The organism is Methylobacterium sp. TK31 (assembly GCF_055361545.1).
Window position 1 is genome coordinate 4,628,287 of record NZ_CM143964.1, and the last position, 12,657, is coordinate 4,640,943.

Genomic DNA, 12,657 nt, shown 5'->3' on the forward strand with positions numbered 1-12,657 from the left:
GGCCTGCGCCCTCCGGGAGCCTGCCGCGTCCGCGATGTCCCCTTCTCCCGCCCGCTCAGCTTCTCCCGAGGCCACCGCTCCGCAGGGCCGTCCGGCCGGCTCCGCCCCGGGGGCCGGCCCGCGCCGGCGGATGCGCGCGGCCGCCTTCCTGCGCGGACGGGGGACGCTGACCAATCCGGGGCTCGACCTCACGCGCCTGCCGATCGGCCTCGATCCACGCGGCCTCAGCCTCGTCGACGGGGTGCGGGCGGCCCTGGCCTTCGGCCTCGTCATCCTCCTGCACGAATGGTTTCCCTGGCCGCCGCTCCTCACCGTGGCGCTCGCGGCGAACCTCGCCTGCTTCGCCGATGCGGGCGGGCCGATGCGCTCGCGCCTCCTCGTGCTCACCGTCTTCTCGTTGCTCGGCGGCGTGATCTGGGGGCTGTTCGGCCTGATGCAGCCCCTCGGGCCGGTGCCCGTGGTGCCGCTCGCCGGCATCGTCATTTTCGGCTGCACCTACGCCCGGGTCTGGGGCGTGCAGGCCCAGGCGGCCGGCAACGTCCTGGTCCTCGTCCTGTGCTTCGCCCTCGACCGGCCGCTCACCCCCGACCAGGCCCTAGTGGCCGGGCTGGTCTTCAGCGCCGGGGGCCTGTGGGCGACCTTGCTGGCGCTGCTGCTGTGGCGGCTCCACCCCTATCGGCCGACGCATCGCGCGGTGGCCGAGGTCTGGCGCCGCCTGACCCGCCTCTGCGACGACCTCGAGGACCTCGCCTCCCTGGCCTGGCCGGAGACGCCCGAGGCGAAGACCGCCCGGGGCGGCGCCCGCCAGATCTTCGATCGCCAGACCTTCGACCTGCAGGCCTTCGACAGGCACGCCCGCGCCCACCGCCGGGGCGTGCGCGAGGCGATCGAGCAGGCCCGCACGGTGATCGTCGATCTCGCCCGCAGCCGCGAGCGCATCTCCGACCGCACCGCCCAGGCCCTGATCCGCCTGGAGGCCGCCGAACAGATCTTCGCCGCCCTCATCGCCCTCTCGGACCTGATCGAGGGCGAGCCGGACCCGCGCCGCCGGCGGATGGCGCGCCGCCTCCTGCGCCGGCTGCGGCCGCTCCTGGGCGTCATCGCCCGGGCGATCCGCGACGACAGCGTGATCGATCTCGCCCGCCTGGAGCGGGCCATCGACCGGAGCACCCGGCGCCTGGCCCATGACCGCGGGCTGCACGACCTCGCCACCCGCATCCTCGACCGCGTCCGCATCGGCGCCAAGCTCTCGACGCCGGACGGCTACCGCCCCGGCGGCGCCCTGCTCGGGCGGGCGAGCCTGCCCCTCGCGACCCGACTGCTCGGGCCGCTCAGCACCAACTTCACCGTCGCGTCGGCCAACCTGCGCCACGCCGTGCGGGCGACCGTGGTGGCGGCCCCCGCCCTGTGGGCGACCCTAGTCTGGGCGGGGCCCTTCGCCCACTGGCTCACCATGACGGTGGTGCTGACGATGCAGCCCTTCTACGCCGCCACCTGGCAGCGGGCCCTGGAGCGCATCGGCGGCACCGTGCTCGGCGGCCTGATCGGCGCCGTTCTGGCGAGCTTCGCCACCTCGCCCCTGGCCCTGGCGGCGCTGGTCTTCCCCCTGAGCATCATCGGCTTCGCCGCCCGCCAGGTGAGCTACGGCGTGTTCATCGCCTGCCTGACGCCCCTCGTGGTGCTGCTGGTCGAGGTGGTCGAGCCCGGCCACGGCTCCTGGGAGGTGGCGGGCATGCGCGCGCTCCTGACCCTGCTCGGCGGCCTGATCGCGGTGGCGAGCGCCCTCGTGCTCTGGCCGATCTGGGAGCCCGACCAGGTCCGCCTCGAACTGCGCAAGGCGGTCCGGGCCCATGCCGCCTTCGCCCGGGCCGTGCTCTGTGCCGGACCTGAGGCGGAGGCCTCCGGCATCCGCGCCCAGGCCGCCCGCGCCTCGGGCCTCGCCCTCAACGACCTCGAGGCCGCGCTCGCCCGCGCCCTGCAGCAGCCCCGCGCCGGACGCCATCCGCAGGTGGAATCCGCCATGGTGGCCGACGCGACCCTGCGGCGGATCTCGGCGCGCCTCACCGCCCTGCGCTACGCCGTCGAGACGGCGGAGCCGGACGCGCTCGCGGCCTGGAGCGGTTGGATCACCGCCACCCTGTCGAGCCTCGGCGGCGAGGGGGACGGCGTCCTGCCGCCGATGCCATCCGCGCCCCGCAGCGAGGGCCTGACCCGCCTCGTCGCCCAGATCGAACTCCTGGGCGAGACGCTGGCGCCGGCCGCGACCCGGACCGCCCGGGCCTAGAGCCTTTTCAAGCGCGGTGGCTGCCGGCTCGCCCGAAGACAATGCGACACCGCAAGAGCAGGCTCTAGCGCCCGGAGGCCGTTCTCCGGGCTACAATATCCGGACATCGCGTCCCGGGGCCGGGCCCTGCCGCGCCGGCGCGTGCTCGCGACCGGCTTCCCGTAACCGATTCGACCCCGCGCGGGATGCCGGCGTCGCGCCGGCTCCGGCCGACCCAGGGGCCGTGACCGATCTGCCACAGCGCCGCCGGACGAGGCCCCGACGGAGCCCCTGGCAGGCCGAAAATCGGCCCGGGATCACAGGACGGTGAACCCCTTAATTCAAAATTAACCATTTCCTTAAAGAAACGTTTCCAACGCAGATCGACGGACGGCAGCCAATACATCTCCGAAGAGAGGTGCGGCTGCGAAATCATCATCAAGTAAAACCTGGATGATGAGAGCGAACAACGAAGTCGCTCCGCTTCCAAGGTGATCGTCGGGCCGGTTTGCACAACAACTCGTTTTCGGCGGGGCGCTGAAATGTACATCGTGGTAGACGAGCGGCATCAGGTGGCCGCCGAGTATGTGGCCGGTTTCAACGCGCAGTCGGTTCCCGCGCGGAGCAGCAACGCCGACGACTTCCTGGCCTGGCTCGCCGGGAACCCGGCCGACGCGCTCCAGGGGATCGTGCTCGGCGAATGCGCCGATCGCGCCAGCCGGACCGCCGCGATCCGCAGCTTCTCCCAGGCCCCGATCATCGCCCTCAACGAGACCCGCTCCCTGGAGCAGACCCTCGACCTGTTCACCGCCGGCATCGACGACGTCGTGCGCCGCCCGGTCCATGTCCGCGAGATCCTGGCCCGGGCCGAGGCGATCCGCCGCCGCGGCATCCGCGGCGAGGTCCAGGCGCCCGCCGCGCAGGATCGCAGCGGCCGGCTCAAGGTGTTCTCCGACGGCCGCGACCCGGAGATCGACGGGGTCAGCCTGATCCTGCCGCGCCGCGAGCGCCACATCCTCGAGTACTTCGCCGCTCAGCGCGGCCGCCAGCTCAGCCGGGCGCAGATCTTCAACGCCGTCTATGCCCACCACGGCGCCGACGTGGAGGAGAGCGTGGTCGAGGGCCACATCAGCAAGCTGCGCAAGAAGCTGCGGATGCGCCTGGGCTACGACCCGATCGAGGCCAAGCGGCTGGCCGGCTACACCTTCGTCGGCTGAGTCGGACCCCTCGACCGCTCCGGCGCGGGGCTCGGAATCAGAAAGGCCACGCCCCCTCGCGGAGGCGTGGCCTTTCTGCGTGAGGCGCCCCCGGAAACTCCCCGGGGGCGCTGTCGACCTTACCGGAAGAGCGAGAGGACGTTCTGGCTCGCCGAGTTGGCGATGCTGAGGGCCTGCACGCCGAGCTGCTGCTGGGTCTGCAGGGCCTTGAGCTTGGTGGACTCCTCCTCGATGTCGGCATCGACGAGGGTGCCGATGGTCCGGTCGTTGGCCTTCATCAGGGTGTCGATGAACGCCTTCTGGCCATCCACCTGCTTCTTGCTCGAACCGAGCGAGGTCGCGGTGTTGGTCATGGCAGCCAGGGCCTTGTCGACCTGGGTGATGAAGGCCTTCACCTGCGCATCGCTGGCGGCGGAGATATCGATGTTGCTCACCGACTTGTTGGTGATGGCATCCACGCTGTCCAGGATACCCTGGGTCGCCGTGGTTCCGGCGACGCCGGTACCCGTCTGCGTGGCCGCGGCATAGCCGAGGCCCGCGCTGGCGAAGACCACGGCGACCGTGGCGGATGCGCCGAGCTTCGTCGTTTCGAACTGGAGGCGACCGCCGCTATCCAGGCTCGCGGAAACGGCGCCGGTGGTCTTGGGGTCGGCAGCAAGCTGCTTGTTGATCTCCGCGACGACCTGATCGTTCGTGACCTTGGTCGGGTCGAAGCCGGAGCCGGCGGGGAACTTCGCCGCATCGAGGGTGACGGTGACGGCGCCGCCGCCGTTGGCGTTGACCGTGAAGCTGACGGCCGTCGTGAAGTCGGTGCTGGGCCCGAAGGAGGACGGGCCGGTCACCTTCGCCGACGTGCCGGCGCTCGCGCCCGCATCGTAGAGCTTCAGGCCGCCGGCAGCGCCGACGTTGATCGACACCTCGGAGAACTTGATGCCGCCGGTGACGTCGCGGGAGAAGCCCGCCACGATCTTCTGCGTGGCCGTGAACTTCGCGTTCGAGGAATCCACCGAGAGCCAGTTCTGGCCGCTCATGACCGAGGAGTCGGCGGTGGATTTCATGGTCGACTGGATGGCTGCGATTTCGACCTGGACTTTGGCGCGATCGACGTTCGAGGACAGGGCCGAAGTCAGCTGGGTGCGCAGGCTCTTGACGTTCTCGATGATGCTGTTGATGCCGTTATAGGCGGTGTCGATCGAGGAGCTGCCCAGGCCGAGCACGTCCTTGACGGCACCGAGCGATGAGTTGTCGGCGCGGACCGTGGTCGCGATCGACCAGTAGGCGGCGTTATCGGCGGCGGACGACACGCGCAGGCCCGTCGACACACGGTTGCTGGTCGTATCCAGCTGGGTCGTGATGCTCTTGAGGGTCGTCAGCGCCGTCATGGCGGCGTTGTTGGTCAGCAGGCTGGTCATTGCGAGGATGTCCGGTTGGCAGGAATTGCAAGGAATTCGTGTGCGTAGCCGAGCAATAGGCCGCGGGGGCTGAAGCTCTCCCGGTACGGAGAGACGCTATTGCTTCATACATCCCGGATTTTCACCGGACCGGTGGGGCGACATCATGTCTATAGGTCCACGAAACCTATCCACCGCGTTCGTATCGAGGGGCTTCCGTCCCGATCTGGGTCAGTCGCTTGCCGATGAGGCGACTATGACCGGTCCGGCTTAGCAGGAGCTTAAGGGCAGGGGCCCGGACCTGTGCCCGGATGCACCGACGGCGGTCTCGACGCGCCTCCCGGGCGCAGTCTCAGTCCTGGGTCAGGAAGGTCACGCCGGCGAAGTCGGCGCGCTGCCAGCGCAGCCGGACCGCGACGGTGCGCAGCTCATGGCCGGCGATCACGAGGTCGAAGCGCTCGGGCAGGGGGGTCGGGCGCGGCAGGCGCAGGCTGGCGCCCATCGGCGAGAGGTCGCGGATGATGCAGGGCACCAGGGTCTCGGGGCCGAGCACGATGCGGCCCTGCTGCATCACGCGGAAGCGCTTCGGCGAGGGCGTGCGCGCGGGCCGGTCTCCCCGGGCTACCGCCTCCTGCCAATCCGCCATCGTCGTGCCGTCCCGTCCGCGAACCGTGGGCCACGCTTAACAGTGGGTTGCCGGACTGTCGATCGCGGCCGGGTCTTAAGGATTTGGTAACTATAACCTGTGAGGGTTTCGGCTGACCCGCGGCTTCCTCATGCGATGGCCATGACCACGACCATGACCACGACCTTCCCCCGTCGCACCCCCGCCACCCTCGCACCGCGTTCCGGCTACGCCCGTCCGTCCGCCGGGGCCGAGATCCTGCGCCGGTCCCGGGCCGCCGCGGTGGAGCGCACGGCCGTGGGCATCTGTCTCGCTCTCGCCCTGGTCTCGGGCAGCTTCGCCGCCTACGCGATCACCGGCGCCTCGAACACCTACTCGGTCCAGCCGTTCCTGCCGGCGGTCGGCGGCGGCTTCGCCTGGAAGCGGCCCGTCGCACCGGTGCGCGAGGCCGCGATCGACCTCGATCCGACCACCACGGGGGCGCTGCCCGATCCGGTCCCGGCCGCCTCCGAAGCGGAGCGGACCGAGCCGTCCGCGCGGACGCGCGCCTATGTCCTGCGCCGGGTCACCGAGGGGGCCGCCCTGGTGGAGGGGCCCGAGGGTCTGCGCCAGGTCGTGCCCGGCGCCGTGCTTCCGGGCGCCGGCCGCATCCTCTCCATCCGCGCCACCGGCGCCGGCTGGGTCGTGATCACCTCGGAGACGATCATCGGGCCGACCCGGCTGTGACGCCTCTCCCGAGCCCGGCGGCACCAGCTTCCCGCAAGCCATCCGCTCTAGGCCGGGCGCGGCCCGCACCGGGTCGGGACGCCGGGACGTTTCCCGCCCGACGGTCCCACTTCCCCCTCGATCCGGCGCTGCCGCCGCGCCTCACGAGCGATCGCCCCCTGCCATGACGAGCACCTTCGCGAGCTACAGCCTGATCGCCCGCGACCTCGACGCGTCCCTGGCGCGCAAGGCCAAGCAGCCCGACATCGCCCGCGAGACCGCCTACTACACGGCCAAGATCGGCTCGGTGAAATCCATCGACGACTTCCTCGGCGACCGGCGCCTCTACGCCTACGCGATGAAGGCCTACGGCCTGGAGGACATGACCTACGCCAAGGCCTTCATGCGCAAGGTGCTCACCGAGGGCGTCACGGACCGCTCCGCCTTCGCCAACCGCCTCGCCGACGACCGCTACGTCGCCTTCGCCCGGGCCTTCGACTTCGATACCTACGGCGAGACGACGACCACCCGTGCCGCCGCCGTCGCCGACACCACCGCCGCGTACCTGCGCCAGAGCCTGGAGGGCGATGCCGGGAGCGAGGATACCGGCGTGCGCCTCGCCCTGTACTTCGCCCGCGTGGCGCCCACGGTCTCCTCGGGCTACGGCGTGCTGGGCGATCCGGCCCTGTCGCAGGTGGTCAAGACCGTCCTGGGCCTGCCCGACGTGTCCTCGTCGGACGGGATCGCCCGACAGGCGGCGATCATCGAGACCCGGGTGGATCTCGCGAGCTTCAAGGACCCGGACAAGCTGCAGCGCTTCGTGCAGCGCTTCACCGCGATCTGGGATGCGCAGAACAACGCCGCCTCGGCGCCAATCCTCAACCTGTTTGCGGATTCCACCGCGCAGGGCCTCGACGCGAGCGTGCTGCTCAGCCTCCAGCGCATCCGGTCGGGGAGCTGAGGCGCCATGCAGAACGCCCTCTACGTCTCGCTCTCGGCGCAGATCGCCCTCGACAAGCGCCTGAACGCGGTCGCCAACAACGTCGCGAACCTGTCCACCAGCGGCTACCGGGCCGAGGACACCAAGTTCACCGCCCTCCTCGCCCAGGCGACCAAGGGCGCCGTCGCCTTCGCCTCCTCGGGCGACACCTACATCTCCCAGCGGGCCGGGCCGACGATCAAGACGGACAGCCCCCTCGACGTGGCGGTGCAGGGCGACGCCTGGTTCGCCGTGCGCGGCGCCAAGGGCCCCGTCTATACCCGCGACGGGCGCATGACGATGGATGCGCTGGGGCAGCTGCGCAGCCTCACCGGGCAGCCGATGCTCGATCCCGGCGGCGCCCCGATCCTGCTCGACCCGCAGGCCGGCCCGCCCACCATCGGGCGCGACGGCAGCGTCTCGCAGGGCATCAACCAGGTGGGGGCCATCGGCCTGTTCACCCTGGACCCGAAGAGCGCGCTGACCCGCGCCGAGCCGAACGGCGTCAGCACCAGCCTGCCGGCGGTCCCGGTGCAGGATTTCACCCGCATCGGCATGGTCCAGGGCTACGTCGAGGGCGCCAACGTCAACCCGGTGCTGGAGATGACGAAGCTCATCACCATCCAGCGCGCCTTCGAGAGCGCGGCCACGCTCGCCTCCGAGACCGAGACCACCTTCTCCGGGGCGATCCGCTCCCTGAGCCCGCAGGGCTGAGCCGATGCGCGACGCCCTCGATCGCCTCGGCGCGGCCCTGGCGACGGGCCGCGAGGCCCTGCCCCTGGTGCGCGTCGGCGGCGCGATCCAGGAGGTCACCGCCAGCGCGGCCCGGGTCGTGGGCGTCGCGCCCTTCATGACGCTCGGCGACCGCATGGGCTTCCTGGCGAATGGCCGCGAGCAGATCGGCGAGGTCGTGCGGGTGGACGCGGCGGGCGTGACCGTGAAGCCCTTCGAATCCCGGATCGAGGCCGGGATCGGCACCCTGGCCTACCGCCTCGGCGACCCGACCCTGCGGCCGGACCCGAGCTGGAAGGGCCGGGTGATCGATGCCCTCGGGCGCCCCATCGACGGCCGCGGCGCGCTCGAGCCGGGCGCCCGCGCCGTGCCGCTGGAGGCGTCCCCCCCGCCCGCCATGGAGCGGGCGCGGGTGACGAAGCCCCTGCGCACGGGGGTGCGCGCCCTCGACCTGTTCACGCCCCTCTGCCTCGGCCAGCGCATCGGCATCTTCGCCGGTTCCGGCGTCGGCAAGTCGACCCTGCTGGCGATGCTGGCCGGGGCCACCGGCTTCGACAGCGTCGTGGTCGCCCTGGTGGGCGAGCGCGGCCGCGAGGTGCGCGAGTTCCTGGAAGGCGCCATGGCGCCGAACCGGGCCCGCGCCGTCATCGTGGTCTCCACCGGCGACGAGAGCCCGATGATGCGCCGACAGGCGCCCAAGATGGCGCTGGCCATCGCGGAATCGTTCCGCGACGCCGGCGAATCCGTCCTTCTCATCGTGGATTCGGTGACGCGCTACGCCCATGCGGCCCGCGACGTCGCCCTGGCGGCCGGCGAGCCGGCGGTGGCCCGGGGCTACCCGCCGAGCGTGTTCTCGGACCTGCCCCGCCTCCTCGAGCGGGCCGGGCCCGGCCTCGACGGCGCCGGCACCATCACGGGCGTGTTCTCGGTGCTGGTGGACGGGGACGACCACAACGACCCCGTGGCCGATTCCATCCGCGGCACCCTGGACGGGCACGTGGTCCTCGACCGCGCCATCGCCGAGCAGGGCCGCTATCCCGCCGTGCATCTCCTCGGCTCGATCTCGCGCCTGGCCTCCGAGGTCTGGACGCCCGAGCAGCGCGAACTCGTGCGCCGCCTCAAGGCCATGATGGCGCGGTTCGAGGAGACCCGCGACCTGCGCCTGATGGGCGGCTACCGCGCCGGCGAGGATGCCGAGCTCGACCAGGCCATCCTCCTGGTGCCGCGGATCTACGAGGCCCTGCGCCAGGAACCCGGCATGGCGGCGAGCGAGGATGCCTTCCTCGAACTCGCCCAATCCCTGCGGACCTGAGGCGACGATGCCGCTCGCTCCCACCCCGGCCGCGTTTCGGCCCGGCCGCGCAGGGCCATCCAGCCCCGCGCAAGCCTGTCTTCCTTTAGTGCCCGCCGGTCCTTCCGTGTCCGCCGATCCGTCAATGCCCGCCGATCCCGGCCCGCCGATCCTGCGCGCCGCGCCGCGATCCCCGTCTTCGAGGTGACGTCATGAGTCTCATCAGCGTTTTGCGCACCGGCGTCTCCGGCATGAATGCGCAGTCGAACCGCATCTCCACCGTCGCCGAGAACGTCCAGAACGCGAGCACCACCGGCTACAAGAGCTCGGCGGCCGAGTTCTCGTCCCTGCTGATCGACGGCGGGTCCACGGCGAACTACACCTCCGGTGCGGTCGAGACCACGGTCCGCCGGTCGATCGGCTCCCAGGGCCCGATCACCTTCACGAGCTCGAAGACCGACCTCGCCATCCAGGGCAACGGCTTCTTCGTGGTGCAGGACGACAACAAGGCGCCCTTCCTGACCCGCGCCGGCAACTTCGTGGTGGACGGGCCGACCGGCAATCTCGTCAACGCGGGCGGCTTCTCCCTGATGGGCTACAGCCTCGCCGATGGCCAGGATCCGAGCCCGGCCCTCAACAGCACCGACGGGCTGGTGCCGGTCAACATGGCGAGCCTCGGCCTTCGGACGACGCCCAGCACGAAGGCGACGATCGGCGGCAACCTCTCCGCCGACACCCCGGCGCTCAGCGGCGTCGTCTCGCCGACGAACTTTTCGAAGAAGACGTCGGTCGTCACCTACGACAAGCTCGGCAAGAGCGTGACCCTGGACGTCGTCTTCAAGCGGTCTCCCGCCGACCCGAGCGCCGCTCCCCCGGTCCTTCCCAACACCTGGACCGCATCGGTCTATGACCCGGACAAGAACGTCCTGGCCGGGCCGATCCCGTTCGTGTTCGGTGCCGACGGCAAGCTGAGCGGCCCCAACACGATGAGCTTCACGATCCCGGGCGGCGATCCGTTCACCCTCGACATGGGCGGCCTGACGCAGCTCGCCGGCGCCGACGCCCTGAAGGGCACGGCCGACGGCAAGGCGCCCTCCGCCGTGACCGGCACCGAGTTCGGCCCCGACGGCGTCGTCTACGCGACCTACGCCGACGGCACCCGCCTCGGGGTGTTCAAGATCCCGGTGGCCTCGGTCAAGAGCCCGGACAACTTGGACCCGCGCGCCGGCAACGTCTACCAGACCTCCCTGAACTCCGGCGATCTCCAGATCGGCTTCGCCGGCCTCGGCGGCCTCGGCACCGTCAAGGCCAGCGCCCTCGAGCAGTCCAACGTCGACGTCAGCACCGAGCTGACCGCGATGATCGAGTCGCAGACCGTCTACACCGCCAATTCGAAGGTGTTCATGACGGGCAACGAGCTCCTCGAGACCCTGATGAACCTCAAGCGCTGAGGCCGCGCCGCGCCGCGCGCCCTCGAAACCCCGTCCGCCGCGCCCCCCGGCGCGGCGGCTCCCGCCGCCCGACCCGCCGCCCGCTTCCCAGGACAGATCCGATGGGCCTCGCCCTCGCCCTCAACACCGCCCGGACCTCGCTGGTCGCGACCTCGTCGCAGATCGCCGTCTCGGCGCGCAACGTCGCCGGGGCGAGCGACCCGTTCTACACCCGCAAGATCGCCAACCTCGTGGCGGCCGGCGGCGGCAGCGCGGTCTCGATCCAGCGCGCCACCGACGCCGCCCTGTTCGACCGCAAGCTCGACGGGACCTCGTCGGTGGCGGCGAGCGAAGCCGTGCTCGACGGTCTCACGAAGCTCCAGGCCACCATCGGCGACACCAACGACGGCACCTCTCCCGCCGCGCGGCTCGGCGCGCTCAACGCGGCGCTCAAGGCCGCGGCCAACCAGCCCGACGACCAGGCGCTGGCCAGGGACGCCGTCGACCGCGCGCGCGACCTCGCCACGAGCCTCAACAGCGGGGCGGCCGCGGTCGAGACGGTCCGGACGCAGGCCGATGCCGACCTGGCCGAGTCCGTCGCCACCATCAACGACCTCCTGGCGCGGTTCGACGCCGCCAACCGCATCGTCACCACCGGCACGGCGAACGGCGACGACGTGACCGATGCCCTCGACGACCGCGACCGCATCCTCGCCGGCCTGGCGCAGGAGATCGGGATCTCCACGGTGGTCCGCGGCAGCAACGACGTCGCGATCTACACCGACAGCGGCGTGCCCCTGTTCGAGCGCGGCGCCCGGCGCGTCTCCTTCACCCCCACCGCCTCCTTCTCGGCCGGCACGACGGGCGGCGCCGTGATCGTCGACGGCGTCCCGGTGACCGGGGCCAACGCGCCGATGCCGGTGCATTCGGGCCGGATCGCCGGACTCGCCGAACTGCGCGACGGCGTCGCGACCCGCTACGGGGCCCAGCTCGACGGCATCGCCGCCGCCCTGGTGGACGGCTTCGCCGAGACCGGCACCCGCGCCCTGAACCAGTCGAGCCCCCGGGTGAGCGGCATCGCCCCCCTGGCGGCGACGGAGGCCTTCCGCCCGGGCGCCGCCCCGGGCACGGCCGGCACCGCGGATCTCAGCGGCACCAGCGAGGTCGCGTTCTCGCTCGGCCTTTCCAACGGTTCCGGCATCCGGATCGCGCTCAACCGGAGCACCCTGGCCGCGGCGGCCGCGGATCTCACGAAGGTGACGCCGGCCGAGCTCGTCGACGCGATCAACGCCCAGATCGCCGCCGACCCCGCGACGCCCGCGCTGTCCGGCCGGGTCGTCGCCTCCCTGGACCCCGGCGGGAGCCTGACCTTCGCCACCACGCCCGCCGCGGGGGCCGCCGCGCAGCTCACCGTCCGGAACGTCGAGGCGAGCGCCGGCAACACCCTGGTCGATGTCGGCTTCGGCCTCGTCGGCGGCCTGCCTCCGCGGGCGGCCGGCCTGTTCACCGCCGGGGCCAGCGTCGCCGTCCCGGGCGGCACGGTCTCCGCCGCCGCCGGCCTGGCCGCCGGGATCCGGGTCAACGCCTCCGTAGATCCCCAGCGCGGCGGCGCCGTCAACCTGCTGCGCGACGGCGGGATCGCCGGGGCCGACTACCGCTCGAACCCGGCCGCGTCCGGCGTCACCGCCTTCCCGGACCGCCTGCGGACCCTGGCCTCCGTCCTGGGCGCGGACCGGGCCTTCGACCCGTCCTCGGGCTTGGCCACCCGGAGCACGCTCCAGGACTTCGCCACCGCCTCCACGGGCTGGCTCGCCGGCCAGCGCCAGGCCGCCACCGCGGAATCGACCTACCAGTCGACGCTGCTGGCCCGCGCCTCCGACGCCTATTCCAACGCCACCGGCGTCAACGGCGACGACGAGACGGCGATGACCCTCGACCTCGAACGGTCCTACACCGCCTCGGCCAAGCTGCTGACGCTGGTGAACGACCTCCTGAAAACCCTGATGGATGCGGTGCGATAGACC

10 protein-coding genes are annotated in these 12,657 nt (G+C 71.7%); 8 read left to right on the forward strand and 2 right to left on the reverse strand.

The annotated features are described in order from the left end of the window. Window positions 1-34: 34 nt before the first annotated feature. A complete protein-coding gene (locus tag ACXJY8_RS21575; protein ID WP_463773512.1) occupies window positions 35-2,284 on the forward strand; it encodes an FUSC family protein in 2,250 nt (749 codons plus the stop codon). Between the two features lie 521 nt (window positions 2,285-2,805). Continuing rightward, the gene (locus ACXJY8_RS21580; RefSeq protein ID WP_463773515.1) at window positions 2,806-3,480 is read left to right on the forward strand and encodes a response regulator transcription factor; all 675 of its coding nucleotides are present in this window, start codon (window positions 2,806-2,808) and stop codon (window positions 3,478-3,480) included. A 119-nt stretch (window positions 3,481-3,599) separates the two neighbouring features. Here the strand turns inward: ACXJY8_RS21580 and ACXJY8_RS21585 are convergent, their stop codons facing one another. Both ACXJY8_RS21585 and ACXJY8_RS21590 read right to left on the reverse strand, forming a co-directional pair. Next, window positions 3,600-4,892, reverse strand: coding sequence for a flagellin N-terminal helical domain-containing protein (locus ACXJY8_RS21585; protein WP_463773518.1), 1,293 nt, complete (start codon window positions 4,890-4,892; stop codon window positions 3,600-3,602). Between the two features lie 331 nt (window positions 4,893-5,223). Beyond that, the gene (locus tag ACXJY8_RS21590) at window positions 5,224-5,517 is read right to left on the reverse strand and encodes a PilZ domain-containing protein (RefSeq protein ID WP_463773523.1); all 294 of its coding nucleotides are present in this window, start codon (window positions 5,515-5,517) and stop codon (window positions 5,224-5,226) included. Between the two features lie 141 nt (window positions 5,518-5,658). Between ACXJY8_RS21590 and ACXJY8_RS21595 the strand changes: the two genes are divergently transcribed. The 6 genes from ACXJY8_RS21595 to flgK all read left to right on the forward strand — a co-directional run bounded on the left by ACXJY8_RS21595 (window position 5,659) and on the right by flgK (window position 12,654). Next, window positions 5,659-6,222 (forward strand): hypothetical protein, encoded by a 564-nt coding sequence (locus ACXJY8_RS21595; RefSeq protein WP_463773526.1) that lies wholly within the window; start codon window positions 5,659-5,661, stop codon window positions 6,220-6,222. A 163-nt stretch (window positions 6,223-6,385) separates the two neighbouring features. Continuing rightward, window positions 6,386-7,162: a DUF1217 domain-containing protein gene (locus tag ACXJY8_RS21600; RefSeq protein ID WP_463773529.1), complete on the forward strand. Its 777-nt coding sequence runs from the start codon at window positions 6,386-6,388 to the stop codon at window positions 7,160-7,162. Window positions 7,163-7,168: 6 nt separating this feature from the next. Next, window positions 7,169-7,894 carry a flagellar basal-body rod protein FlgF gene (gene flgF, locus ACXJY8_RS21605; protein ID WP_463773531.1) on the forward strand — a complete coding sequence of 242 codons (726 nt, stop codon included), beginning with the start codon at window positions 7,169-7,171 and terminating at the stop codon, window positions 7,892-7,894. Between the two features lie 4 nt (window positions 7,895-7,898). Beyond that, on the forward strand, window positions 7,899-9,224 hold the full coding sequence (fliI, locus tag ACXJY8_RS21610) for a flagellar protein export ATPase FliI (protein ID WP_463773536.1): 1,326 nt from the start codon (window positions 7,899-7,901) through the stop codon (window positions 9,222-9,224). 191 nt (window positions 9,225-9,415) lie between these two features. Then, complete coding sequence (locus ACXJY8_RS21615) at window positions 9,416-10,654, forward strand: flagellar hook protein FlgE (RefSeq protein ID WP_463773540.1); 1,239 nt, start codon at window positions 9,416-9,418, stop codon at window positions 10,652-10,654. Between the two features lie 101 nt (window positions 10,655-10,755). Further along, window positions 10,756-12,654 (forward strand): flagellar hook-associated protein FlgK, encoded by a 1,899-nt coding sequence (gene flgK, locus ACXJY8_RS21620; RefSeq protein ID WP_463773543.1) that lies wholly within the window; start codon window positions 10,756-10,758, stop codon window positions 12,652-12,654. Window positions 12,655-12,657: the final 3 nt, after the last annotated feature.

Bases quoted from the DNA above. Each gene is read 5' to 3' on its own strand.
- flgF (WP_463773531.1), top strand. From the start codon at position 7,169: ATGCAGAACGCCCTCTACGTCTCGCTCTCGGCGCAGATCGCCCTCGAC.
- ACXJY8_RS21615 (WP_463773540.1), top strand. From the start codon at position 9,416: ATGAGTCTCATCAGCGTTTTGCGCACCGGCGTCTCCGGCATGAATGCG.
- ACXJY8_RS21585 (WP_463773518.1), bottom strand. From the start codon at position 4,892: ATGACCAGCCTGCTGACCAACAACGCCGCCATGACGGCGCTGACGACC.
- ACXJY8_RS21580 (WP_463773515.1), top strand. From the start codon at position 2,806: ATGTACATCGTGGTAGACGAGCGGCATCAGGTGGCCGCCGAGTATGTG.
- flgK (WP_463773543.1), top strand. From the start codon at position 10,756: ATGGGCCTCGCCCTCGCCCTCAACACCGCCCGGACCTCGCTGGTCGCG.
- ACXJY8_RS21575 (WP_463773512.1), top strand. From the start codon at position 35: ATGTCCCCTTCTCCCGCCCGCTCAGCTTCTCCCGAGGCCACCGCTCCG.
- ACXJY8_RS21595 (WP_463773526.1), top strand. From the start codon at position 5,659: ATGACCACGACCATGACCACGACCTTCCCCCGTCGCACCCCCGCCACC.
- ACXJY8_RS21600 (WP_463773529.1), top strand. From the start codon at position 6,386: ATGACGAGCACCTTCGCGAGCTACAGCCTGATCGCCCGCGACCTCGAC.
- fliI (WP_463773536.1), top strand. From the start codon at position 7,899: ATGCGCGACGCCCTCGATCGCCTCGGCGCGGCCCTGGCGACGGGCCGC.
- ACXJY8_RS21590 (WP_463773523.1), bottom strand. From the start codon at position 5,517: ATGGCGGATTGGCAGGAGGCGGTAGCCCGGGGAGACCGGCCCGCGCGC.